Source organism: Corynebacterium sp. HMSC064E10 (assembly GCF_001812505.1).
Taxonomy (GTDB): domain Bacteria; phylum Actinomycetota; class Actinomycetes; order Mycobacteriales; family Mycobacteriaceae; genus Corynebacterium; species Corynebacterium amycolatum.
Genome location: NZ_KV809173.1, coordinates 834,118 through 858,167, shown reverse-complemented (window position 1 = coordinate 858,167; position 24,050 = coordinate 834,118). Strand labels below are relative to the sequence as shown.

At 58.5% G+C, this 24,050-nt stretch carries 21 protein-coding genes; 16 read left to right on the top strand and 5 right to left on the bottom strand.

Annotation, left to right across the window (positions count from 1 at the left end):
• Window positions 1-4 precede the first annotated feature (4 nt).
• Together HMPREF2860_RS05590 and manA are read left to right on the top strand one after the other, a co-directional pair.
• Window positions 5-1,021: a hypothetical protein gene (locus tag HMPREF2860_RS05590; RefSeq protein WP_048731659.1), complete on the top strand. Its 1,017-nt coding sequence runs from the start codon at window positions 5-7 to the stop codon at window positions 1,019-1,021.
• 86 nt (window positions 1,022-1,107) lie between these two features.
• On the top strand, window positions 1,108-2,310 hold the full coding sequence (gene manA, locus HMPREF2860_RS05585; RefSeq protein ID WP_049182270.1) for a mannose-6-phosphate isomerase, class I: 1,203 nt from the start codon (window positions 1,108-1,110) through the stop codon (window positions 2,308-2,310).
• On the opposite strand, the gene HMPREF2860_RS05580 is transcribed toward manA, so the two are convergent.
• Window positions 2,307-3,065: a hypothetical protein gene (locus tag HMPREF2860_RS05580; protein WP_070628648.1), complete on the bottom strand. Its 759-nt coding sequence runs from the start codon at window positions 3,063-3,065 to the stop codon at window positions 2,307-2,309. The genes manA and HMPREF2860_RS05580 overlap by 4 nt on opposite strands.
• Window positions 3,066-3,415: 350 nt before the next feature.
• Between HMPREF2860_RS05580 and HMPREF2860_RS05575 the strand changes: the two genes are divergently transcribed.
• The 9 genes from HMPREF2860_RS05575 (at window position 3,416) to secA (ending at window position 14,746) form a co-directional block, all read left to right on the top strand.
• Window positions 3,416-3,790: a DUF4259 domain-containing protein gene (locus tag HMPREF2860_RS05575; protein WP_038627901.1), complete on the top strand. Its 375-nt coding sequence runs from the start codon at window positions 3,416-3,418 to the stop codon at window positions 3,788-3,790.
• Between the two features lie 67 nt (window positions 3,791-3,857).
• On the top strand, window positions 3,858-5,312 hold the full coding sequence (gene ahcY, locus HMPREF2860_RS05570) for an adenosylhomocysteinase (RefSeq protein WP_049182268.1): 1,455 nt from the start codon (window positions 3,858-3,860) through the stop codon (window positions 5,310-5,312).
• A 45-nt stretch (window positions 5,313-5,357) separates the two neighbouring features.
• Window positions 5,358-5,987, top strand: coding sequence for a dTMP kinase (locus HMPREF2860_RS05565; protein WP_038629425.1), 630 nt, complete (start codon window positions 5,358-5,360; stop codon window positions 5,985-5,987).
• 54 nt (window positions 5,988-6,041) lie between these two features.
• The gene (mtrA, locus tag HMPREF2860_RS05560) at window positions 6,042-6,716 is read left to right on the top strand and encodes an MtrAB system response regulator MtrA (RefSeq protein WP_070431948.1); all 675 of its coding nucleotides are present in this window, start codon (window positions 6,042-6,044) and stop codon (window positions 6,714-6,716) included.
• Window positions 6,717-6,794: 78 nt separating this feature from the next.
• Window positions 6,795-8,468 (top strand): MtrAB system histidine kinase MtrB, encoded by a 1,674-nt coding sequence (gene mtrB, locus HMPREF2860_RS05555; RefSeq protein WP_038627906.1) that lies wholly within the window; start codon window positions 6,795-6,797, stop codon window positions 8,466-8,468.
• Complete coding sequence (locus HMPREF2860_RS05550; protein WP_038627909.1) at window positions 8,469-10,310, top strand: LpqB family beta-propeller domain-containing protein; 1,842 nt, start codon at window positions 8,469-8,471, stop codon at window positions 10,308-10,310.
• Window positions 10,311-10,803: 493 nt separating this feature from the next.
• Window positions 10,804-11,061 (top strand): hypothetical protein, encoded by a 258-nt coding sequence (locus tag HMPREF2860_RS11195; RefSeq protein ID WP_052155584.1) that lies wholly within the window; start codon window positions 10,804-10,806, stop codon window positions 11,059-11,061.
• 161 nt (window positions 11,062-11,222) lie between these two features.
• Window positions 11,223-11,882 (top strand): ribosome hibernation-promoting factor, HPF/YfiA family, encoded by a 660-nt coding sequence (hpf, locus tag HMPREF2860_RS05540; protein ID WP_038627911.1) that lies wholly within the window; start codon window positions 11,223-11,225, stop codon window positions 11,880-11,882.
• 161 nt (window positions 11,883-12,043) lie between these two features.
• On the top strand, window positions 12,044-14,746 hold the full coding sequence (gene secA, locus HMPREF2860_RS05535; RefSeq protein WP_038627913.1) for a preprotein translocase subunit SecA: 2,703 nt from the start codon (window positions 12,044-12,046) through the stop codon (window positions 14,744-14,746).
• A 3-nt stretch (window positions 14,747-14,749) separates the two neighbouring features.
• Here the strand turns inward: secA and HMPREF2860_RS05530 are convergent, their stop codons facing one another.
• Window positions 14,750-15,373, bottom strand: coding sequence for a hypothetical protein (locus HMPREF2860_RS05530; protein ID WP_052155585.1), 624 nt, complete (start codon window positions 15,371-15,373; stop codon window positions 14,750-14,752).
• Window positions 15,374-15,659: 286 nt separating this feature from the next.
• Between HMPREF2860_RS05530 and HMPREF2860_RS05525 the strand changes: the two genes are divergently transcribed.
• The 4 genes from HMPREF2860_RS05525 to HMPREF2860_RS05510 all read left to right on the top strand — a co-directional run bounded on the left by HMPREF2860_RS05525 (window position 15,660) and on the right by HMPREF2860_RS05510 (window position 19,363).
• Window positions 15,660-16,070: an HAD-IA family hydrolase gene (locus tag HMPREF2860_RS05525; protein ID WP_038627918.1), complete on the top strand. Its 411-nt coding sequence runs from the start codon at window positions 15,660-15,662 to the stop codon at window positions 16,068-16,070.
• The gene (locus HMPREF2860_RS05520; protein WP_038627920.1) at window positions 16,070-16,561 is read left to right on the top strand and encodes a DUF6912 family protein; all 492 of its coding nucleotides are present in this window, start codon (window positions 16,070-16,072) and stop codon (window positions 16,559-16,561) included. The genes HMPREF2860_RS05525 and HMPREF2860_RS05520 overlap by 1 nt, the downstream gene beginning before the upstream one ends.
• 327 nt (window positions 16,562-16,888) lie before the next feature.
• Window positions 16,889-17,953: a flavin reductase family protein gene (locus tag HMPREF2860_RS05515; protein WP_038627922.1), complete on the top strand. Its 1,065-nt coding sequence runs from the start codon at window positions 16,889-16,891 to the stop codon at window positions 17,951-17,953.
• 69 nt (window positions 17,954-18,022) lie between these two features.
• Entirely contained in the window at window positions 18,023-19,363 is a 1,341-nt protein-coding gene (locus HMPREF2860_RS05510) for a fatty acid desaturase family protein (RefSeq protein ID WP_038627925.1), read from the top strand.
• Here HMPREF2860_RS05510 and HMPREF2860_RS05505 read toward each other — a convergent pair.
• Genes HMPREF2860_RS05505 through aroA form a run of 3 tightly spaced genes read right to left on the bottom strand, consistent with a single transcriptional unit; the run spans window position 19,360 to window position 23,259 of the window.
• A complete protein-coding gene (locus tag HMPREF2860_RS05505) occupies window positions 19,360-20,745 on the bottom strand; it encodes a chloride channel protein (RefSeq protein ID WP_038627927.1) in 1,386 nt (461 codons plus the stop codon). The two genes, HMPREF2860_RS05510 and HMPREF2860_RS05505, sit on opposite strands and share 4 nt — an antisense overlap.
• Complete coding sequence (gene rsgA / locus HMPREF2860_RS05500) at window positions 20,732-21,778, bottom strand: ribosome small subunit-dependent GTPase A (protein ID WP_038627929.1); 1,047 nt, start codon at window positions 21,776-21,778, stop codon at window positions 20,732-20,734. The genes HMPREF2860_RS05505 and rsgA overlap by 14 nt, the downstream gene beginning before the upstream one ends.
• Window positions 21,779-21,780: 2 nt before the next feature.
• Window positions 21,781-23,259, bottom strand: coding sequence for a 3-phosphoshikimate 1-carboxyvinyltransferase (aroA, locus tag HMPREF2860_RS05495; RefSeq protein ID WP_080972919.1), 1,479 nt, complete (start codon window positions 23,257-23,259; stop codon window positions 21,781-21,783).
• A gap of 70 nt (window positions 23,260-23,329) precedes the next feature.
• On the opposite strand from aroA, the gene HMPREF2860_RS05490 reads away from it, so the two are divergent.
• Window positions 23,330-24,025, top strand: a complete 696-nt coding sequence (locus tag HMPREF2860_RS05490) for an SOS response-associated peptidase (RefSeq protein WP_038627934.1) — start codon at window positions 23,330-23,332, stop codon at window positions 24,023-24,025.
• The last annotated feature ends 25 nt before the right edge of the window (window positions 24,026-24,050 follow it).

The window sequence follows — 24,050 nt, the reverse complement described above, 5'->3', positions numbered from 1 at the left end:
GAGTATGACCTCGTCATTCGACTCCTCCCATAACCCGCGCCAAGAGGCCCTGTTCTACCGTATGGCCACTGCCGGTGCAGGTCTCAGAGCTGCTGCTTCCGCGACTCGCGGGGGTGCGTTTGCTCAACTTCCACTGCCGCGCAGTGCGGTCATCCTCGTGGGAAATCGTCGGGCGCAGCTCGCTGCCGAATCCGTGCGCGCGCTTGCCGACGACATCCGCTGCCCGGTGGTAATTGCGCATCAGTTGCCCAGTTATGTCGGTGCCCTCGACTTGGTCATCGTCTGTGACGACAACCCCGGCAGCCCACTGGGGGCAGCTCTGGCTGAAGCTGATAGGCGAGGTGCTGCCACGGTCGTGGTGGATCCCGGTGAAGGGCCACTGCGTGCCGCCGGTAGCCCCGATACGGTTGTGGTTCCGCGCCCGGCGATGGCGGAGTCCGCGTCCTTTACCGCCTATGTCGGTGCCATCGCCAGCGCGCTCACCGAATGTGGTGCCACCACCCTGGCTCCGGCCGGGGTCGTGGAGGAAGTCGCTGATGCGGTGGACGCCGATATTGCCGCCTGTGCTCCGCAGCGAGATGAAACAGTTAATCCCGCGCGGCAGGTAGCGCAGTGGGTGGCAGGCCGCAGAATGCTTGCAGTGTCGACGACCTCGGCGCTGGCACCGGTAGCGGAACTGGCATCGTTACAGATGCTTGAGGCAGGCGTGGTCTCGGCAGCGTCGTCGATAAGCGAATTGTCTCTTAGTGTGGGCGCGTTGCTCGCTGCAGAACCCCAGGAAAGCCGCGATATTTTCTATGACCCGTTCATTGATGGTGGGGATGAAGGGGCGACAGTGCTACCGTTGGGGGCGATTGTTTTAGCTGCGCCGAACAATGTGGGCCACTACCGGGACCACTACGGCGAGGTTGGATGGGCTCGTGTGGAGTGCCCTGCGCTCGATGCGGAGACTCATCATCCATTGGTTGAAGTATGTGTTGCTGCAGCCAGAGTTGGTGCGATTGCGGCGTTTTCTGCGTAATCACCGGGTGTCACCGAAGGCTTTTGGGACTTCGGTGAGATTGGCGTGCTTGCGCCAGAAATGACTATTAGAGGAGTGATACGGGCATGGAGCTGTTGGACCCCGTGCTGCAGTCGTACCCCTGGGGGTCTCGTACACATTTGGCGAGAATCACCGGTGCGGACGCTCCCACATCGAAGCCCTGGGCGGAACTGTGGTTTGGTGCGCATGCACTGGCATCGGCCACGGTGGCCGGCACGCCGCTGGATGAGCTCATTGCGCAGGATCCGGCAGCTGCGCTCGGATATGCAATTGACACCGACAACGGCAGGCTGCCGTTCCTGTTGAAGCTGCTCGCAGCCGATGAGCCGCTATCGCTGCAGGCACACCCCACCTTGGCAGAAGCTCAGGAGGGATTTGCACGCGAAAATGCGGAGGGCATTCCGGCCACTGCACATTTCCGCAATTACCGGGACAACAACCACAAGCCAGAACTTATTGTCGCCCTGACTACCTTCGACGCGTTGGCCGGATTCCGCCCGGTGGAGCGCACGAAGGAGTTGCTCGCGACGCTGGCGGTACCGGAGCTCGACCACTACATGGGACTGCTCGATGCCGCCGATGACGAGAGTGCTCTGCGGGCATTGTTTACAACGTGGTTGACGTTGCCCCAGGATGTCCTCGATGAGCTGGTCGAGGCCGTGGCTGCCAAGTGCGCGGATTACAGTGGCGATGACGAGGAGTTCTCGCGAGTGGCCGAGACCACTTGCGAACTGGCTCGAAAGTATCCGGGGGACCCGGGAGTCCTGGGGTCGATGCTGCTTAATCGCCTTCGCTTACAGCCGGGCGAAGCCATCTACCTTGGTGCGGGACAGCTGCATGCTTACCTCAATGGCATGGGCGTGGAAATCATGGCCAACTCCGACAACGTGCTGCGCGGAGGGCTGACCTCTAAGCACGTCGATGTCGTGGAGCTACTGCGCGTGCTCTCTTTCCGACCGCTGCCAGATCCGGTGCTGCAGTCGTGGCTGACCGATGACGGCTGGAATGACTATGACGCGCCGGTGCGCGAGTTCCGCCTTCGTTCGCGGGACCTGGAGCCGGGCGAACATGTTCTGCTCGACGAAGAATCCGCCACGGTTGTGTTGTCTACAGCGGGCACGGTGGCGTTGCGTCACGACGACTCCGTGGTTGAGGTTCCCAGCGGCCATGCGGCCTGGGTTCCGGCTGTCGACGCAGTTGATATTGAGCTGACTGCGCGCCAAGACGGGGCAACCGTCTTTGTCGCGACCGTCCCGCGGGTGGGTTAGTCCTCGTCGTTATCGAAGAAATTTCCCAGGAATCCGGAGTCCTTCGGCTTTTCCGGGATTGGGGAAATCTTGCTATTGCTAGCCCCATTGCCGCCAGTGGTGTCCTTCTCCGTCGAAGGGGTCTGGTCCTTCGAAGAGGTCTGGCTCTTCGGAGGTGTCGATTCCTTCGAAGGAGTTTTCTGAGGAGTCTCGGACGGAGTTGTAGTTTGCGTACCCGACTGGGACTGCGCCTGCGATGAAGGCGGCTTCGGCTCAGCTGCTGCACCACCGTCGCCTTCCGGAAGACTGTCGTTCGGCTTTTCCGAGTTATCTTCCGGTAGCAGTGGCACCGGCTTGCTGGGCGTCGGCGAAGATATGTCGTCAGAGGTGGGCTCTGTGGTCTCTGTGGTCGTCGGAGGTGTCGATGTCGTCGACGTCGGAGTTGTCGCACTTGAGCTTGTGGAAGTCGGGGGGATGTAGGCCTGCGGTGGCAGGTACGGATCCTCAACGATTTCGGTGCTCGATGACGTGGTCGGACGAGGTACTAGACTGCCGTTCGTCTCAGTCAGCGAGGAATCTGAATTCGGTTCAGTGGTCTGCTGCAGCTCGGCATCACTAGGAACTGGAGGCAGTGGAGCAGAGGTCTCCATTTTCGACTGAGAGCCGGCGTTTTCCGGATTCGCCCCCTTGGCGGCACTGCTATCGGAGCAGCCTACGAGCGAAGCGCTCAGGGGAAGGGCTGCGAGCAGAAGAGCTCCAAAAGCCTTCTTCACCATGGTAGGTACTCCTTTCGTGTCATGCGTGAGGTCGCCCTGTAACGAAAAAGATAACAGTTGCATTACGAGGTCTGGGAACTAACTTAACATGCCCGTTATCTTCTCTCTAGGGTGAAAATTGTGTTGAAGGGATTAAATATGTCTCTCGAACTGTAAAAGTGACGAAAAGTCGGGTAGAACTTCGGTAAGGCCACATGCGGTTTTCCGGCTAGCGGTACGTGCAGGCGACAGCTTTTAGGTCGGCGGCCAGATTACCGTGGGCTCGTCGAAAAGCGCTCTTTGGAAAGCGCTCGTCGATAGACGAAAACTGGCTATTGGTTCGAAGCGCGAAAGGAGCGTGGCCACCTATCATGTCCATCTGGGATACTGAGATTTTTGGTAGCGATTCGGTCATTGAACTCTTCGATGAGGTTCAGGATCTCGACTCACAGGATCGTGTTGGTGCATTGATTGATGCTGGCCGCATTGGGGTGGATTCCGAAAATAGCGATGAGAAAGCATGCGCACTCGCGGCGGCTGTGATCATTGCAATTTGGAATGGTGCGCCATTTAGCGGCGGTGACATTGTGGAGGACTACAGCTTCATCCGGGAGGGAATCTCCGAGGCGCACGGCAGCGAGGAAGATGCGTTGGCTATCGCATCCGAGGTGTTCGATAGTCTTCTGGGGGAACTCAGTGAGTCTGACCAGGCGGCGCTGGAAAACTGCGTCGAAGCGGTAGAGTAACTCTCGCGTCCCCAGTAGTAATTCTTTAAGAAGAATCTCACGTCAAAGAATCTAGAGAAAGCGTTACATGTCCTCGAAGAACATTGATTTCAAGGTTGCAGACCTCTCCCTGGCTGAGGCCGGTCGTCACCAGATTCGTCTGGCTGAGCACGAGATGCCAGGTCTAATGGCGCTGCGCGAAGAGTACGCGGAGCAGCAGCCACTGGCCGGTGCCCGTATTTCCGGCTCCATTCACATGACGGTTCAAACCGCAGTGCTCATCGAGACGTTGACGGCGCTGGGCGCACAGGTCCGCTGGGCCTCGTGCAACATCTTCTCCACCCAGGATGAGGCCGCTGCGGCAGTCGTCGTTGGGCGAAACGGCACTCCGGAGGACCCGCAGGGTGTTCCGGTTTTCGCTTGGAAGGGCGAGACACTGGAAGAGTACTGGTGGTGCCTCGACCGCATCTTCGACTGGGGCGATGAAGATGCCAACATGATTCTGGACGACGGCGGCGACGCTACCATGGCTGTCATTAAGGGCATGGAATTCGAGGATGCTGGCCTGGTGCCGCCTGCAGAAGAGTCGGATTCGGATGAGTTTATTGCCTTCAAGGACATGCTTCGCGCCAGCCTGGAGAAGGATGCCGGCCGTTGGCACCGAATTGCAGAGTCGGTGAAGGGTGTCACAGAGGAGACCACCACTGGTGTCCACCGCCTCTACCACTTCGCAGAGCAGGGAGTGCTGCCATTCCCGGCCATGAACGTCAACGATGCGGTCACCAAGTCCAAGTTCGATAACAAGTACGGCACCCGTCACAGCCTTCTGGACGGCATCAACCGCGGTACCGACATGCTGGTTGGGGGCAAGAACGTACTGGTCTGTGGCTACGGTGACGTGGGTAAGGGGTGCGCAGAGGCACTGGTTGGCCAGGGCGCTCGCGTTCAGGTCACCGAGGCCGACCCGATTAACGCATTGCAGGCATTGATGGACGGTTTCGACGTTGTCGCTACTGAGAGCGTCATCGCAGATGTCGACATTGTCATCACCGCCACAGGCAACAAGGACGTCATTACTTTCGAGCACATGCAGCAGATGAAGAACCACGCGCTGCTGGGCAACATCGGGCACTTCGACAACGAGATTGACATGCACAGCCTGCACCATCGCGATGATGTCCGTCGTGTGGAGATCAAGCCGCAGGTCACCGAGTACATCTTCCCGCATGCTGACGGCGAAGAGCGCTCTCTGATCGTGCTTTCCGAGGGGCGTTTGCTCAACCTGGGCAATGCCACCGGACACCCGTCCTTCGTAATGTCGACCTCCTTCGCCGACCAGACAATCGCTCAGATTGAGCTCTACTGCAACGGCGAAAAGTACGACAACTCTGTCCACCGTCTTCCGAAGATTCTGGATGAGAAGGTCGCTCGCATTCACGTCGAGGCACTTGGCGGCGAGCTCACCCGGCTGTCCAAGGAACAGGCCGAATACATCGGCGTTGATGTCGAGGGTCCGTATAAGCCAGAGCACTACCGCTACTAGTTCTAGCCAAGGCTTGGTCGTAGCCATGTGTGCGAGGAGAAAAATTTGATTATCGCAGTCGAAGGAATCGACGGTGCTGGCAAGAACACGCTTGTCACAGCTGTTACCAATCAACTCCGAAGTCAAGGGCACTCCGTTTCATCGATGACCTTTCCGGCGTACCGGCAGACGATCTTCGCTGATTTCGCCGATCAAGCTTTGCACGGTCAGCTCGGCGACACTGCGGACTCCGCTTGGGCAATGGCACTCCTGTTCGCTCTGGACCGCAAAGAACGTCGTGAAGCGATTGTTGATGCAGCGCGCGAAAACGATGTTCTGATCATCGACCGCTACGTCGCGTCCAACGCGGCCTACTCCCTGGCTCGCACGCAGGATCCGGCGATCGTCGAGTGGATTGAGAAGACCGAATTCGGAGATTTCCAGCTTCCGCTTCCCGACGTTCAGGTCTGTCTGGCCACGTCGGTGGGAGTGGCAGCCGACCGCGCACGCAATCGGGAAGCCTCTGATGCGCAGCGAACTAGGGATACCTACGAAAAGGACTCGGGTTTGCAGGAGCGCACGCTGGCGGCGTACCAGAAGTTCGCGGGGGGCTCGTGGCAGTCACCATGGTTGATGCTTACGGGGGATGATGGGGCGGACCGTCTTGTGGAATGGATCAGTGCACGCCTGCGCTAGCCACCTCAACTGGAAACTACAGAACTAGATAGCTTTACGTTTAGAATATGACGCATGAGCTCAAAAATCCTGGTTGTTGATGATGATCCGGCCATCGCCGAAATGCTCACGATGGTGATGGAGCGCGAGGGCTTCGACACAGTAGTAGTCGACGATGGCATCGAAGCTGTCAAGGCAGCAGAGCGGGAGAATCCAGATTTGATTCTGCTGGATCTCATGTTGCCGGGCATGGGTGGTGTCGATGTCTGTCGCACTGTGCGAGAGACATCGGCGGTGCCGATCATCATGTTGACTGCGAAGACCGACACGGTCGATGTGGTCCTCGGCCTGGAATCCGGTGCGGATGACTATGTCACGAAGCCCTTTAAGCCGAAGGAGCTCGTGGCGCGTGTGCGCGCTCGGCTGCGTCGTCAAGAGGACAGCCCGAGTGAGACCCTCGAGGTCGGCGACCTGACTATCGACGTGCCCGGTCACGCCGTGTTCCGCGATGGCAAGGAGATTTCTCTGACCCCGTTGGAGTTTGACCTATTGCACACTCTTGCATCCCGTCCGAAGCAGGTCTTTTCCCGTGATGAGTTGTTGGAAAAGGTCTGGGGATATCAGCACACCTCGGATACTCGACTCGTCAACGTTCACGTTCAGCGTCTGCGCTCGAAGATTGAACTGGATCCGGAAAACCCCCAGATTGTGCTGACCGTCCGCGGTGTCGGGTACAAGACGGGTGACTAATCAAGGTCAGTCAGCTTTAGTGGGAGCCGATTCTTGCGTCGATTAATAACGAAGCTTCGAGACTTCACCAATAGGGGAGTGACCTGGGCGGTTACGCTCTGGCGTACGTCTATCCAAGCGCGCATTCTGACCTCTGTCGTGGTACTGAGCGCGATGGTGATTGCGGTACTCGGTTTCGCGCTGGCGACTATTGTTACCCAGCGGCTTATCGACGCAAAGGTTACCGCTGCCGACGAGGAAATTGACCGTGCTCGCGCGGTGGTGGAGCAGGCGATTGAGAACTCTTCGTCCAACGAGCTGCAAGCTCTGCTCAACGTGGGGCGCGATGCCCTTGTGAACCGTGCAGCCGGTTCCGGTGCTGCGCCATTGACAAGTTATGAACCGCTGCTCGTGGCGCCGGTGCCACGAGGCACGGTGTTGGCTTCATCGCCGATTAAGGCCGATGTCCCAGAACGATTGCATGAAGTAGTCCGACAAGGGCAAATTGCGTATCAGGTACGTCAAGTCACTGATAACCGCGGCGATACGTACTCGGCGTTAATTATCGGTAGCCCTACTTCTACCTCGGTTGATGGGCTCGAGCTCTATCTGGTCACCTCTATGGCTGCAGAGGAATCGACTATTAAGTTGGTTCGTGGTCTGCTCGCCGGTGCGACAGTAGTCATCATGGCGCTTCTCGGCGGTATTACTTGGTTCTTCTCCAATCAGGTGACGACACCAGTGCGTTCCGCCGCCCAGATTGCCCAGCGCTTTGCCGACGGCCACTTGCGCGAACGCATGGTCGTGCAGGGTGAAGATGACATGGCGCGACTGGCCATGAGCTTTAACAAGATGGCCGAATCGCTGTCGACGCAGATTAGACAGCTGGAGGAATACGGCAGTCTGCAGCGACAGTTCACCTCCGATGTTTCGCATGAGTTGAGGACGCCTCTGACCACGGTGCGTATGGCCGCCGATCTTATTGCTGACGGCGCTGAGGACCTCGATCCGGCGACTCGCCGCGCAGCTGAGCTGATGAATGAGGAGCTTGAGCGTTTTGAGATGCTTCTCAATGACCTGCTTGAGATCTCACGCCACGATGCCGGCGTTGCTGACCTGTCCGCAGAAAAGGTCGATGTCCGTCGCTGCGTGGATGCTGCCTATCAGCAGGTAACGGTCGTGGCTAAGGAGACCGGTACACCCATTCGCTTCCACCTGCCCGATGAACCGGTAATGGCAACAGTCGACTCGCGTCGTATCGAGCGCGTGCTACGCAATCTTATGGCCAACGCTGTTGACCACAGTGAGGGCAATCCGGTGGATGTCACAGTGCAGGCGAGCGATTCCGCGGTCTCGTTTACGGTCGTTGACCACGGTGTGGGGCTAAAGCCGGAGCAGCAAGAGCTGGTGTTTAACCGGTTCTGGCGCGCTGACCCCTCGCGTGTCCGACGCACCGGCGGTACCGGACTTGGCTTGGCGATCGCGCGTGAGGACGCACAATTGCATGGTGGGGAACTGGAGGCATTTGGCGTGCCGACGGTCGGTAGCTGTTTCCGCCTGACTGTGCCACTGGAGCCTGATGCGAGCTTCGGTGAGCATCCGCTCGGCCTAGAAGTTCCGCCGCTGCCCGATCAGATTCCGCATCAGCAGGAAATTGGTGCACGGGAGTTGGAATCGGATTCGATTGCACCGCAAGTCAAGAGCCAGGATCAGGATAAGGGGCAGCGGACTAGCGATAGCGAATCCCGACAGGCACGAGAGGAGGATATTTAAATGACGGCGCAGCAACAGTCAAAGGCTCGTCGCGTCCTGCGTAAGGTAGTGGCGCTTAGCTCAGTGATCATTTTGGGCACGGCCGCAGGATGTACCACCATTCCGAGGAACACCAGCCCCCAGGTGCTGCGTCCGTTTGAGCCGCCCCAAGTTCGTATTGAGGTTCCGCAGCCACGGCCGAATGTCAATGCAGACATTGTCCTGCGCGACTTTTTCGCCGCGGCCGCGCATCCGGTTGATGATTTTCAAGCTATGCGTGCCTTCATGACCCCGGAACTTGCGGCCAGTTGGAAGCCGCACGAAAGCGCCCGCATTCTCGACGGTGTCAACCTCATCGCTCAACGGGATGAAGGAGGTTCTCGACAGTCCTTCGTTGCCCGAGGTCGCAGCGTTGGTCAATTTGGTACTGATGGTGCTTATGAGCCCCAGTCCGGTGACTATGAGGAAACCGTGGAGATGAAGCTCGGTTCGGATGGGCAGTGGCGCATTTCCTCGCTGCCCGACGGTGTTGTCATGGAGCGTCAGGCATTCCTGGAAAACAATGTGCCTCGCAATGTCTATTTCCTCGACCCGGCGGGTAATCATTTGGTCACAGATCGTCGTTGGCTCTATCGTGGCGTCACCGATGGCGCGACCAATCTGTTGACAAAGCTGAAGAACGGACCATCAGCACCACTGCGACCGGGCGTCACCACAGTGCTCAAGCCCAATGCCTCAATTGCGGTGGAAGCAGGACCTGTGTCCAACTCGGACGGTCGCAGGGTCGAAATCACCGGATTGGGTGATGTTTCCGAGGAACTGCGTGTCATGCTCGCGGCACAGATTATCTGGACTCTCGACTCGGCAGATTTCCGTGGTCCGTGGATCCTCATGGCCGACGGCGAACCACTAATTGCCAGCCACGACGAGCCGTGGACGAAGGATACCGACGCAATCCAGCTCTACGACCCGAATCATCTACCGGCTGATAACGCGCCGTTGCGGACGGTCGACCGCAGCGGTATCTACGAGATTGCTGACGGCCACGCCACACCTGTGGGACGCGGCTGGACTGCCAGCGGCAGCACTGCGGTGTTTTCCGCGGCAGTGGGCATCAACCCTAATGGCAGCGAGCTTATTGCCGCCGTGTTCCGCTCGGCTGTGGATGGTCGTACCGGTTCGTATGACCTTGGGGAGTCCACATTGATGCTCGGCGGAATACAAGATCAGCCGGTTCCTGTGCTGACTGGCGAGAGTCTCACCCGTCCGACATGGTCGCCAGATGCCGAGGCGGTCTGGACAGTGAAGGACGGTACAACCGTCGTACGCCTGGTTCGGCAGTCGACGTCGTCCCGGATTCAGCAGGAGGAGGTTGATACCTCTGAGCTCAGTCACCTTCTTGACGGCGGCGAAGACACGGGGCACCCAAGCGCCGGTATTTCTGAATTCCGCGTCGATTCTTCAGGCACGCAGGTAGCGATGATTATCGCTGGTGAGGTCTATATCGCCACCATCGAAAGGCATGACGACAAACCATGGAAGTTGACGCATCCGCGCGCTCTGCCGCTCCCTGAAAACGTTTCCCCGGTGTCACTGACGTGGTCGCCGAATCAAACGGTCACGGTGGGCGGTTACAGCGGAGACACCCCGATGTGGAGTGCCTTCCCGGACGGTGCGACCAGCTCCGTTCTGCCGAAGCTCAACCTGACACCGCCAATTCCTGTGGTTACCGCGACCTCGTCGAAGCGTTACGCATTGGATGCCACCGGTGTTATGGAGCTGATCTCCAGCGAGGGGCAACAGCAGTTCTGGCGCCAGGTTCCGGGTGCGCGTGGTCGAATGGCTCCGGTGTCTGTGGAGTAAGCGCAAATCGGGGAGGGGATCAATGGCGCAGGGGAAATCATCGCAGGATGTACTGCGCGTGCTTTACGACGTCACTCGCGATGCGATTGGCCTCGTGATACCGGAAACCTGCCCGGTGTGCGGCTGCTCCGGGACGCTGTGTCGTGATTGCAAGGACGATCTTCAGCAACCTCCAGTGCGGTTTTCACCGCGGGCTGCGTTACGCGCAGCAGCGTGGACCTGCGGTCCGTACTCCGGTGCGAGGAGACATCTCATTTTGTCGGCCAAAGAACGGGGCAGTGGTGAAGCCAGACGAATCATGGGGGCCGTGTTCGCCGCTGCGGTACGAAGGCTGGCCTCAGACGGCCATATAATGCCCCCGGAAATTACCCCCGTCATTTTGATTCCCGCGCCGACAAGATTGTCATCCCGTCGACAACGGGGTGGGGATCCGGTAACAATTGCCTGCGACTTTGCCTGCAGTCAGCTCCCCTCTAGTTCGGTATTGCCCCTGGTGCGCATTGCTGAGCGCACGCGGGATTCCGCGGAGCTTGGGGCTTCTCAACGCAGACGAAACCTTTCTGGCCACATTGTGCCGCTGACGCAATTCAAGCACGGAATTAGTGGCAAGCTGCGACAACGGTGTGCCCAGGTGACAGTGATTCTGGTTGATGATGTGGCCACCACTGGTGCCACTGCAGCGGAAACCGAGTTGGTGGCAGCGTCATTGGGGATTCGCATCGACATGGTGTTGGTACTCGCCCGGGCGTAGACGCAGGGGTGTCGTCGGCAAGCGAAAAATAAACGAGGGGAACGTGGCATTGGTTACCCCCGGAACTGTATCCTGGGGGTGCAGAAAGACTCGTCACCGTAGACGCCGTGAGTAATCCCGCTCACGGAAGGGCGGTGGCCATACCGGGAGGTAGGTAGCAAGTGTCCACACCTGCTGACAACAACGAGGTACTCAGCCCGAACGCTCAGGTGACCATCACCGGGCGCAATGTTGAGGTTCCAGAGCACTTCGCAGATCGTGTTAAGGCGAAGCTGGCGAAGATTGAGCGCCTCGACCCGACTTTGACCTTCTTCCACGTGGAGCTCCAGCACGAGCCGAATCCGCGCCGTGCAGACCGCTCTGACCGTATTCAGATCACCGCTACTGGCAAGGGGCACCTGGCTCGTGCGGAGGCGAAGGAAGATAGCTTCTACGCTGCACTGGAGTCTGCTCTGGGCAAGATGGAGCGCTCCCTGCGTAAGGTGAAGGCTCGCCGCAAGATTAGCCGTTCTGGCCACCGTGCACCGATGTCCGTCGGCGAGGCAACTGCTTCGCTGGTTGCAGAGGCTGAGGCAGCGGCTCCGGAAAAGGCTGATCCGTACGAGGATCTGGTTGAGGACGTACGTCCGGGCCAGGTTGTGCGTACCAAGCAGCACTCCGCAACTCCGATGACGGTCGAAGATGCTCTGTCTGAGATGGAGCTCGTCGGTCACGACTTCTACCTCTTCGTTAACGAGGCAACCTCTCGTCCGTCCGTGGTCTACCGTCGTCACGCATACGACTACGGTCTGATTGAGCTGGCAGAGGAAGACGAGAAGTAAGTCTTCATCAAAAAGAGCACGCAATGCCGCACAGAGCTGTGTATTGGTAAGTAATTGCTCACATGAGCCCGTCTTCTCTTAGAAGGGAAGGCGGGTTCGTCGTATAATCAACCGTTGCACATTAAAGTTCGACGTGAATCGGCCGGAAAGGTCCCAATTTAGTGTTTTCGCTCAGCAAGTTGCTCCGCATTGGTGAAGGCCGCGCTGTCAAGAGGCTTGGCAATATTGCAGATCAGGTCATCGCCAAGGAAGACGAGTACGCAGCTCTTTCAGACGATGAACTCCGCGCCAAGACCGAGGAGTTTAAGAAGCAGCTGGCTGACGGTGCCGATGTAGACGATCTGCTGCTGGATGCTTTCGCCACGGCGCGTGAGGCATCCTGGCGCGTGCTGGGTCAGAAGCACTACCGCGTCCAGGTTATGGGCGGTGCGGCACTGCACTTCGGCAACGTTGCCGAAATGGGTACTGGTGAAGGTAAGACCCTGACCTGTGTGTTGCCCGCATACCTCAATGCGTTGGCAGGCAAGGGCGTTCATGTCGTTACGGTTAATGACTACCTGGCTAAGCGTGACGCGGAGTGGATGGGTCGAGTCCACCGCTTCCTGGGGCTTGAGACCTCGGTGATTCTCTCTGAGCTCAGCCCGGACCAGCGCCGCAAGGCCTATGCTGCCGACATCACCTACGGCACGAACAATGAGTTCGGCTTTGACTACCTGCGCGACAATATGGCGCATTCGCTCGACGATTTGGTGCAGCGTGGGCACCACTTCGCCATCGTCGATGAGGTTGACTCGATTCTGATTGACGAGGCCCGTACCCCGTTAATTATTTCCGGTCCGGCGGATGGCGATCCGCACTGGTACCTGGCGTTCTCCAAGATTGTGCCGCGTATGAAGCGCGACATTCACTACGAAGTCGATGAGCGTAAGCGCACCATCGGTATTCGTGAAGAGGGTGTTGAATTCGTTGAGGATCAGCTGGGTATTTCAAACCTGTATGCTCCGGAAAATTCCTCGCTGGTCAGCTACCTGAACAATGCCCTGAAGGCCAAGGAGCTGTTCACCCGCGACAAGGATTACATTATCCGTAATGGTGAGATTCTCATTGTCGATGAGTTCACCGGTCGTGTGCTGGCAGGCCGTCGCTATAACGAGGGTATGCACCAGGCAATTGAGGCCAAGGAAGGGGTGGAGATTAAAAACGAGAACCAGACGCTGGCAACCGTCACGCTCCAGAACTACTTCCGCCTCTACGACAAGCTGTCCGGTATGACCGGTACGGCTGAGACTGAAGCGGCTGAGCTGCACCAGATTTACAAGCTGAACGTCATGGCGATCCCGCCGAATCGCCCGAAGCAGCGCGAGGATCTGCCCGACCTGATTTACAAGACGCAGGAGGCAAAGTTCGCCGCTGTTGTCGAGGACATCCGCGAATGCCATGAAAAGGGCCAGCCAGTTCTCGTTGGTACGACATCAGTCGAGAAATCCGAGTACCTTTCCAAGCTCCTGCAGCGCGAAGGTATTCCTCATTCTGTGCTGAATGCAAAGCACCACGAGAAGGAAGCTGAGATTGTTGCGGTGGCGGGTCGTCTCGGAGGCGTTACCGTGGCAACTAACATGGCCGGTCGTGGTACTGACATCGTGCTGGGCGGTAACCCGGACATCATCGCTGACCTGAATCTGCGCTCTCGTGGTCTGGACCCGGTGGAAACTCCGGAAGAGTACGAAGAGGCGTGGGACGCTGAGATTGAGCGCGTTCGTCAGCAGTCGAAGGAAGAAGCTGACAAGGTACGTGAGGCCGGTGGACTCTACGTCCTGGGCACTGAGCGCCATGAGTCGCGCCGCATTGACAACCAGTTGCGTGGTCGTACCGGTCGTCAGGGTGACCCGGGTGTTACCCGCTTCTACCTGTCCATGCGCGATGATCTCATGGTTCGCTTCAACGGCCAGCGCATGGAAGCGCTGATGAACACTCTGAATGTCCCGGATGACGTTCCTATTGACTCCAAGGTTGTCTCCAACTCCATTAAGAGCGTTCAGGCTCAGGTGGAAAGCCAGAACTTCGAAATCCGTAAGAATGTTCTGAAGTATGACGAGGTTATGAACCAGCAGCGTAAGGTCATCTACGCTGAGCGCCGTCGCATCCTCGAAGGTGAGGATTTGAAGACTCAGGTTCGCGACATGCAGGACGATGTCGTCGACGCGTATGTCAACGGTGCCACCGCTGACGGTTACGTGGAGGATTGGGACCTCGACGAGCTGTGGAATGCCCTTGAGCAGCTCTACAGCCCGACGTTTACGGCGCAGGAGCTCATCGATGGCTCTGACTTCGGTACCCCGGGTGACCTCTCGGCCGATGAGCTGTCCAAGGCTCTGCACACGGATATCTCCGCCAGCTACGACCAGCTTGAGGATGCGGTTTCCGCAATTGGTGGCGACGACCAGATGCGCAACATTGAGCGCTTCACCATCCTGAACGTCATGGACCAGAAGTGGCGCGAGCACCTCTACGAGATGGACTACCTCAAGGAGGGCATTGGCTTGCGCGCCATGGCCCAGGCTGACCCGCTGGTGGAGTACCAGCGTGAGGGCTACGACATGTTCACCGCGATGATGGACGGCATCAAGGAAGAATCGGTTCGTCAGCTGTTCCTAATCCGTAAGCAGGTTATGCCCGCAGTGGAAAACACTGAGGGGCAGGAAAACCAGGCTCCGGCTCTGCCAACGGAAGCTGCTGAGAAAAATCAGCAGATGACCTACTCCGGCCCCAGCGAGGACGGCAGTGCAGAGCAGCAGCGCATGGATCAAGAGCGTGAGGGCAACCGGGCGCAGCGTCGGAAGGCGGCTCGCAAGCGCCGTCGCTAAGCACTAAAGCACACGAAACGCGGTCATAATCCATGGCCGCGTTTTTGCTGTTCCGCGGCGGAACGTGCCCGTGAACGCGCGAACGCGCGGACCGACACGGCAACTACCCAGGAATTCGACCTTTTTGCCGTCCGCTGAAGCGCTGGCGTGGAAGGATTGCAACGCGACACCTTTGAGGCTGGTGTTTTTCGACAGCGTGAGTATCGCAGCGTGAATAATCGGGTCGATGTTGATACGACGCAAATCGTTGACTCGCCGGCGACCCGCGATAATGTCGAAGACGCGGCGAGTAATCGTGCCAAGCTCCTGTCTCAGATTCTGCTCACAGTGCTGGACGACGTGCGGTGTTTGCGGCGTCTTTTTTGCCGCAGGAGTGGCCACGGCGGGCGGTAATGCCGTCATGACAGCGGTCCCGGAAGCAACGGAACATCCGCTATAGGTCGGTGCCACTTTTGCGGTTGGAGAAGTGGCGGCATTAGCTGACTGGCCAAGTTGAATTGTGTGGAGAAGCGAAAAGCCCGTTGCTGGTTCGATGAATTCCCTGTCACTGGATCGGTTCTCAGCGGCGTGCGACAGCGCGTAAGGCATCGGCGCCTGCGATGTTGGTACGTGAGACGTAGGTGCCATGGATTAATCCCCCTAAAAACTCTCCATTGGCAAGTTCCCCCCCTTGCTGAAGACCATTGTCCTACAAGTGCTTTAAGTGTGCAGCTTGTGAAGGGGAATTCACGGCTGGCATGGGGGTGGGGAGAAGATGCAGCCGCGAAGTGGGCTGAGTGTCTCGCTGTTAATAGCCCTATAGGTTTCCGTCAAAGCCGTTCTGGTCGTCTATAAATTGGCGTAACGAACAGCCAATTAACACGCTGAACTGGAAAAAAGGCAAACGTGCAGGTCATGCGATAAACTACAGGCCATGCGCGGAATGATTATCGATTACTGTGGTGTCCTCGACGGTACGGATGAAGACCAGGCACGTTGGCGTAATTTGCTGGTAGAGGCGCGTGCAAATGGTGTTGGCCTGGCAGTCCTGTCGAATGACCCAGGTGGCCCATCAGCGGATCCGATTCGCAAGCTCGAAGATGAGGGCCTGGTAGACGCAGTTGTGCTCTCTGGTGAAATTGGCCATGAGAAGCCTTCGGCAGAGGCTTTTAATGCAGCTGCTGCGGCTATTGAACTGCCGGCACGGGACTGTGTGTTGGTGGATGATTCGATTGAGAACATCCATGCTGCCGTCTCTAACGGCATGGTGGGAGTCTTCTATCAGCAGTTCGACCGCGCAGTGGTCGAGATTGCCGGTCTACTGGGGCTCGAGGGCGAGTTCTAATGCGTGTCTATATCCCAGCGACTTTCTCCATGCTTGAGGCGCTGAAGGAGGATGAGCTCTTCCACGCCCGCGGTGGTTGGGGCTTTGCTGTCACTGAGGCGCTGCGCGATTTCTTTACTGAGGGCGATGATGAGGAACTGGCAGATGTGGCCTTTGATGAGGCTGCGCGTGCGTCGCTCCGTCTGCTCGATGCTGCAGAAGAGAAGTTCCCGCACCGCCGAGTAGTCATTTCCGTCGATGTGGAGGCGGAACCGCAGTCGGATATGGGCGATGCTGTGGTTAAGGTCGGCGGCCCAATTTCGCTTGCCGACGTTGCAGCGCTCCACATTGATGTGGAAGAGGCGGAAAGCAAGGTTGAGGCTGCAATTGAAGCCGTCGATAAGGCAGATCTCGGTGACGAGGATGCGGAGCTCACTGTCGGCGATGCGCTGGAGATTCCGCTGGCGTGGTATGACGTAGCTGAGCTCGGCATGGTGGTCGACTTCCTGTAGTAGCGCGTGCTTGGTGTTGAAGAAGGGGACTGGGTTTGGAACCCAGTCCCTTTTTGTATGGCACAAGTTTTTTCTGCGGGGGTATATAAGGCGGGATTGTTTTGTGTGGATAAGCTCCATGTCAAAGGGGGCGCTTCGCAGGAAAGCGGGGGTAATGACAATTTCGCTATTTGTGTCAAAATCATTTGCTTCTCTTGACCAATAACTTACCACTCCGTAGTCTACGTCTAAGTAACCTACGGGCACGTAATAATGGATTGGGCGGGGATTGCCCGCTGATGAACAGTGTTATTACTTGTTCTCCCGTGACAGTCAGGAGGGTCAAGAATGGGACTTAAGACCAAAGTTTCCCGGGTATTCAAGCATTTATCCACGCCACTTTTGCCCGATGACTACACGCAGTTGCTAAATCCGCTGTGGTCAAGTCGCGAGCTGCGCGGTCAGATTGAGGCCATTAATCCCACATCTCCTACTTCAGCAGAGTTGATAATCCGTCCGGGTTGGGGGATGCCAACAGACTTCAAGTCAGGTCAGTTCATTGGACTCGGCGTAGAGGTCAAGGGGAAATACCTGTGGCGTTCCTACTCACTGACAAATGCACCGCGGCCTCATGATGGGCTGCTGACTATCAACATTCGTGCACTCAACGACGGCTACGTGTCCCAACATCTCGTCGCCAATGTAAAACCGGGTACTGTCGTCCGCCTGGCTGCCCCGGCTGGGGATTTCCATCTTCCGGAGCCACTCCCAGCCCGTATTGCGTTTGTTACCGCAGGCTCCGGCGTAACTCCTGTGATTTCCATGCTGCGTGATCTTTCAGCTCGCAATGCATCAGTGGAAGTCGAACACATTCACTCCTACCGCGGCGAGGCAGAAGCTGTGTTTGTCAACGAACTCCGGGAGCTGGAACAGCGCAGCGCTATTAGCGCGTTGAAGTATCGCCTGCATGCCTGGAATACGGAGACGCAGCCGCGGATTGACGCTGCTGCGGTTACCGACATCATTGCTGACTTTGGAGCGCTGGCATCGTCGGCAAGCGCCTATGCCTGTGGTCCGGTTGAACTGCTGAAAAGCCTTGAGTCGGAGTTCCCCGAGCTGCGGACGGAACGTTTCACCGTTGACCGCTCGGCGGCGGAGGAGGCCGGTGGCACGGTGAGTTTCGGCAGCCGAGGAGATGTCGACGTAGACGGTGCAACCACCATCCTGGAGGCGGCCGAGCGCGTCGGGGTCGACCTGCCGTACGGCTGTCGGATGGGAATTTGTGCGACCTGCGTGCAGCAACTCTCCGACGGCGCAGCGCGGGACATCCGCACCGGTGCGACGTTTGTGGCGGGCGAGCGGGTCCGAACGTGCGTCTGTGCGCCGGCGGGGCACGCGCGTATCGAACTGTAAGTTCGCCCCACATCTATCTCAACCTGCATTAACCAGGAGAAACTACCTAAAGGAGTTGGGACCCTTCCCATGGCAATTTCCGATATCGCATCGTATGCGCACTTGAGCGAAGAAGACGTCGCAGAGATTGGGCGTCGGTTTGCGGAAATCGAAAAGCAACACCGCGATTCGCTGGGGCAGAAGGATGCTCGCTACATCCGCACGCTCATCCGCATTCAACGCACCCTTGAGGTGACTGGTCGAGGTCTGCTGATGGTACCGACCGCAGGCATGGCCCTGAACAAATTGGGGCTGCTGCCGAGGTCGTGGAAGAACACCGCACACTGGGGTTTCAAATGGGCGGGCATCTCAGCGCTGGGGCTGGCAAAGATTTTGGAAAACCTCGAAATCGGCCACAACACCATGCACGGTCAGTGGGACTGGATGAATGACCCCGAGATTCACTCGGCCACCTGGGAGTGGGACAATTCCTGCCCATCGAGCGGGTGGAAGCACTCCCACAACTTTGTCCACCACAAGTACACCAACGTGTTAGGTATGGACAACGATGTGGGATACGGCATTCTCCGGGTGACTCGTGACCGCCGTTGGAAGCCATCGACGCTGTTGCAGCCGGTGACAAACGTGGTCTTGGCCAGCCTTTTTCAATGGGCAGTGGCTTTCTACGACGTTGAGCTCGGGCGTGTGTTTGCAGGCAAGAAATCCTGGGATGAGGCCCGGCCGCAGCTCATGGAGGTTCTCAACAAGTCGGGGCGCCAGGTGATCAAGGACTACGTTCTCTTCCCGGCGATGGCGGGTCCGCGTTACCGCGAAGTGGCATTTGCGAATATGATGGCCAACCTCGCCCGTAATCTGTGGGCCTACGCTGTCATCTTCTGCGGACACTTCCCGGATGATGCCGAGACTTTCACCAAGGAGCAGTACAACACCGAGGACAAGAGTGAGTGGTATTTGCGCCAAATGCTGGGCTCGGCGAACTTCCACGGTGGGCTGGCGTTGTCGGTGCTCTCGGGAAATCTGAATTACCAGATTGAGCACCACCTCTTCCCAGACATGCCATCCAACAGGCTCGCGCAGATTTCGAAGCAGGTTCAGCAGATTTGCCGAGAATACGACCTGCCATACAACACGGGGTCGTTCCCGAAGCAGTTCTTCCAGGTCCAGCGCACACTACTAAAGTTGTCGCTGCCGGATCGCTTCTTAGTCGCTGACCCGGACAACGCCCCAGAGGTGCGTTCGGAGGCGGCGTTCAAGAAGTATCCGCAGGTTGAAGCGGAGCTCCAGTCCAGTTCCCCGCAACGCAAGGGCTTAGCGACGGGCCTGCGAATGCTCCGCCGTCTTCGCCCAGGCGTCCGGGAAATTGTCCGAGCCTATACAGGTCGCTCAACGCACACTGCTGGGCGCGGTTAGCCCTCGACCCGCTTGCGGACTGCAGCTGCGGCTGCCGGTTCGCGGTTCCATGGCATTGATTGTTTGTGGGGGAGCCGTAGCCAGGCGCGAATTATGGTCACAGTTAGTGTCGCAGTTGCACCAGCGAGGAAGAGCGCTAAGTAAGCCGAGGAATTCTGGCCGGTAAACTCCACGGTCACGATCAGTGCGAAAAGTGGAGCTGCCATGGACGCCGACAGGAAGGCCGCCGCGCCGAGAATTGCAAAGTCGCTCAGCGGAATTGAGGGCATCAATGGTTGTACGAAGCAGCCGATGATGAAACCGCTGAGCGCGCCAAGGGCAAAGCCGGGAGTTAACAGACCACCGACGGCACCCGAACGAAAAGTAACTAGAACCGCGACAGTTTTCGCGATCAGCAGCATGACCGCAAACCCCAGCAGTGGGCGATCCATGAGAACTGTGGTCGCAGCGATGCGGCCGTTGCCCAATACTTCTGGAATCCATAGCGAGATCACACCAACTAGCGTGAACGCGAGGGGGATGGCCCAGGCAGAATGCCAGCCAGTCGGTGCCTTGTCTAACACCCGCGAGCTGAGAATGCGAAATGCGTAGCCAATGGCGCCGCAGATAACGCCGAGGAGCAGTGCCGCACCGAGGTTGCCCCAGCCGTCTGAGAGATTGATTGGGCTGTAGAGCGGGCTACTGCCGACCACGATGCCCGACGTCACCGTGGCAATGGCTGAACACGCCAGTACCACCATCACCGCGGTAATGCTCAGTGAGCCCAGCAGAATCTCCAACGAGAAAACCGCTCCGGCCAGCGGGATGTGATAAATCGCCCCCAGGCCGGAACCGGCCGCTGCTGCGACCAGAATACGGCGGTGTAGCGGATCGATGCGTAGTCGATGCGACATCTGCGAGGCCACCATTGCACCTAGCTCACGCGGGGCATTCTCGCGTCCCATGGATGCACCTGCGGCTACGGTCGCCATCTGTAAAAACACATTGACAAGAGTCGACCACACAGGCATGAGACGGCCGTGCATGCCCGCCTCAACGCTTTCAATGGGCTTCGCCTTTGTGCGCAAAGCAGCCCACATTGGTCCTGCAATCAGCCCCGCCAACACGATCCCGACAAAGCGCTGTAGGCCGGTGGTGCCATCGGTCACGACCGCTACGTCACCCTCGTGCTGCCCGTAGACCGCGTACTCGATTCCGTGCATAATCAGCGCGAGCCCGGCTGCTCCGAGCCCCGTCGCAAGACCCACGATAAGTGTGTAGATGCACAGTCGAATCCAGCTGCCGGGAGCGGGGTAGAGACCGGAGTCCTCTTTGTTCGACTCAGCACTTGCCGAGGCTTCAGAGGACGACTCCGCAGAATTGGTGTGGCTAGTCTCTTTCAATGTCCAGCTCCCAGTCCTCGTTGTCGCTGATAGCGATCAATAGACGACGCACTGCCATCGCTCGACGGTGCTGAACTCCCTCCAACTTGTCCAGGGCGCACTCTGGATCCGCGGGTGGTCCCAAATGGGTGCAACCACGTGGGCATTCATCTGTTGCCGCCTGGATATCTGGAAACGCCGCCAGTAGCGTCTCCGGTGTCACATGAGCCAGGCCAAAGGAACGAATGCCCGGGGTATCAATGATCCACGAGGGCGCGCTGTTTTCGCTTTCCGACGGCAACATCAGCGCCACCGACTGCGTGGAGGTATGGCGGCCCTTACCCACACCACTGACTTCGCCGGTCTCACGGTTGGCTTCGGGAACAATCCGGTTGACGAGGGTTGATTTCCCAACACCGGAATGCCCAACCAAAGCTGTCACTCGTCCTGGAACATCGATGAGCTCTGACAAAGGAGCCAAGTTATCGTTAATACCGCAGACAACGACATCCACTCCGAGTGCGGAAAACTCCCCGGCAAATTCCTCTGGGTCAGCCAGATCAGACTTAGTCAGACAGAGCACGGGACGGACACCGCCGGCGTAGGCCGCGACCAGCGCGCGTTCGACAAAACCGGTGCGGGGTTCAGGATCGGCGACTGCACACACAATGAGCAGCAGGCTGGCATTGGCCACGACAATGCGCTCATACGGGTCATTGTCATCGGCGGTGCGACGCAAAACCGTGCTGCGCTCTGCCAGCTTGACGATGCGGGCCAGTGTGCCCTCACGGCCGCTGACATCGCCGACGACACCGACACGGTCACCGACAACGATATTGGTGCGGCCGAGCTCGCGGGCACGCATGCATGTCACTGCAACATCAGCGTTGTTATCGAGGACTACACCCCAACGACCACGATCCTTGGTCACCACCATGCCCCAGTGGGCATCGGCGTGGCTGGGGCGATCCTTCGTCCGTGGCCGAGACCCTCTACCGGGGCGGATGCGTACATCGGACTCGTCCCATTGCCGTCCACGCCTGCGTGCCGCCACTGTTATTTCCCTGCCTCGGTTCCGTTCTCCATGCCATCAAGTCGAGTGTCGACCGACTTTTCCAACGAGCTAGGGCTGGGGGAGGCCAGTCCGAGCATCTCCAGCCAGCGCAGGTCGAATCCAGGCATGGTCTTAGCGGTGGTACTGATGTTTTCGACTTCCACGTCCTCCGTGCGCAGGCCAACAATGGCACCAGCGGTGGCCATTCGATGGTCGGCGTAGCTGTGCCAGAGGCCACCGTGGAGCGGAACGGGGTCAATCGCAATGCCGTCGTCAAGCTCCGTAGCGCGACCGCCGAGGCGGTTGATTTCCGTGGTGAGCGCGGCAAGACGGTTGGTTTCGTGACCGCGCAAGTGTGCAATACCCGTCAGCTCGGTGCGGGTGGTGGCCAGGGTGGCGATGGCAGCGACCGTTGGGGTCAGCTCGCCAATCTCGGACATGTCCATCGTGATTCCGCGCAGCTCCGACGGCTTTGGACCCACGACGGTGAGGCTGGTGCGGCCGCCCTCGTGACGGTTGAACGTCACAGTAGCGCCCATAGCGGTGAGGATCTCGCGGATGCGGTTGCCCGGCTGCGTGGTGTGCTCTGGCCAGTCGGGCACGGTGACGCTGCCACCAGTGACAGCCGCAGCGGCCAGGAAGGCGGCAGCGTTGGACAGGTCGGGCTCGATTTGCCAAGTACGACCCATCATTTCGGTGGGGCGAATGGTGAACGTTGTGCGTGATCCCTCAGGTGCGTCGGCCGTGGTCTCCTCGATCTGCACACCGGCCTCGCGAAGCATGTCCAGGGTCATGTCAATGTGCGGGCGGGATGGAATCTCACCGGTCGGGTGAAGTACGAGGCCACGGCCATAGCGCGGCGCTGACAGCAACAGGCCAGAGACGAACTGGCTTGAGGCCGAAGCGTCAATTTCCACTTCGCCGCCGATGTCCGGCAGATCTTGCTCTTGGACCGAGTCACCGAGGCGGTTGCCCTGGTTCGGACCCTGTGGATTGACCGTGAAAGGAAGCCCATTTCCAGTGATGTTCACACCGAGGCCGCGCAGGGCATCCAGCACGGCCGACATCGGGCGAGCCTTGGCCTCTACGTCGCCCTCGAAGAACACCGACCCCTGCGCAAGAGCTGCGATAGGCGGCACGAAGCGCATAACCGTACCTGCAAGGCCACATTCCACGACACCACCGCGGAGCATGCGTGGAGTGACACGGAGCGTGTGGTTCGGGGCACCCGAATATGTCGAGTCGGCACTGATGTCAGTTCCCAAGGCCTGCAGTGCGCGAATCATAAGATCGGTATCGCGAGAGCGCAGAGCACCATGGATAACCGATGGGGTCGAAGATAGCGCCGCGATGACAAGAGCACGGTTCGTAATCGACTTCGAGCCGGCAATCTGCACCGTGGCGCTAAAAGGCTGTCGACCGGATTCGGCACCGTCGACACTTACAGTAGGGGCGGACCAATTCTGATTTTGGGAACACACACAACCAATTATGGAACACTTTCACTCCATACCTCGACTAGAGGGGGAGTCATCGGCACAATCAGTTGGTATGTGTGGTCGTTTCGTCAATTTCGCAGTCGCCGAAAAGCTGCTCAGCACCACGGCTGAAATTCCCGGTTTGGCGCCCGTGCGTGCCGACGGCCCGTTGCCCACCTCCCGCTACAACATCGGCCCGACCATGCCAATAGTTGCTCTTGCCCGCGAGCATCCCGGCCGCACAGGAACCATTGCAGCCGCCGTGCGCTGGGGTTTAATTCCGCAGTGGGCCCGCGAAGTGCCAACGACACCTTTCTTCAACGCCCGTGCGGAAACCTGGCAGTCCAAACCGACTTTCCGGGACGGCCTTCCCTGCGCAATCCCCATGAACGGTTGGTATGAATGGAAAAATCGCCAGCCCTACTTCGTCAGCTTCGGTGATGATGCACCGCTTTTCACCGTCGCGGGTCTGTGGGCACGCTGGGGAGATATAGTCTCCGCCACAATTCTCACCACCGACGCCGTGGGACAGCTCGCGGATCTGCATCATCGTATGCCGCGCGTGCTTGCCGACGACGAAGTCAGCGATTGGCTGGATCTCTCGGCCTGGGCAGCAAACGGAGATGTTGGCGTGACCAGCGCCGAGGTGGTGGACAAACTGACCATCCGACCGGTCAACCGCGCCGTCGGCAATGTTGCGAATGAAGGGCCGCACCTGTTGGATGAGCCCGATGGCGCGGTACCCGGCCACAACGAGGAGCTGTTTTAAGGCCGTATCAGCGGGGAGGTTGCAG

Coding starts and splice junctions, on each gene's coding strand:
- HMPREF2860_RS05510 (WP_038627925.1), top strand. CDS start 18,023: ATGGCAATTTCCGATATCGCATCGTATGCGCACTTGAGCGAAGAAGAC.
- HMPREF2860_RS05520 (WP_038627920.1), top strand. CDS start 16,070: ATGCGTGTCTATATCCCAGCGACTTTCTCCATGCTTGAGGCGCTGAAG.
- manA (WP_049182270.1), top strand. CDS start 1,108: ATGGAGCTGTTGGACCCCGTGCTGCAGTCGTACCCCTGGGGGTCTCGT.
- HMPREF2860_RS05530 (WP_052155585.1), bottom strand. CDS start 15,373: ATGGCACCTACGTCTCACGTACCAACATCGCAGGCGCCGATGCCTTAC.
- HMPREF2860_RS05515 (WP_038627922.1), top strand. CDS start 16,889: ATGGGACTTAAGACCAAAGTTTCCCGGGTATTCAAGCATTTATCCACG.
- HMPREF2860_RS05490 (WP_038627934.1), top strand. CDS start 23,330: ATGTGTGGTCGTTTCGTCAATTTCGCAGTCGCCGAAAAGCTGCTCAGC.
- HMPREF2860_RS05590 (WP_048731659.1), top strand. CDS start 5: ATGACCTCGTCATTCGACTCCTCCCATAACCCGCGCCAAGAGGCCCTG.
- HMPREF2860_RS05580 (WP_070628648.1), bottom strand. CDS start 3,065: ATGGTGAAGAAGGCTTTTGGAGCTCTTCTGCTCGCAGCCCTTCCCCTG.
- ahcY (WP_049182268.1), top strand. CDS start 3,858: ATGTCCTCGAAGAACATTGATTTCAAGGTTGCAGACCTCTCCCTGGCT.
- mtrA (WP_070431948.1), top strand. CDS start 6,042: ATGAGCTCAAAAATCCTGGTTGTTGATGATGATCCGGCCATCGCCGAA.
- HMPREF2860_RS05550 (WP_038627909.1), top strand. CDS start 8,469: ATGACGGCGCAGCAACAGTCAAAGGCTCGTCGCGTCCTGCGTAAGGTA.
- HMPREF2860_RS05575 (WP_038627901.1), top strand. CDS start 3,416: ATGTCCATCTGGGATACTGAGATTTTTGGTAGCGATTCGGTCATTGAA.
- HMPREF2860_RS05525 (WP_038627918.1), top strand. CDS start 15,660: ATGCGCGGAATGATTATCGATTACTGTGGTGTCCTCGACGGTACGGAT.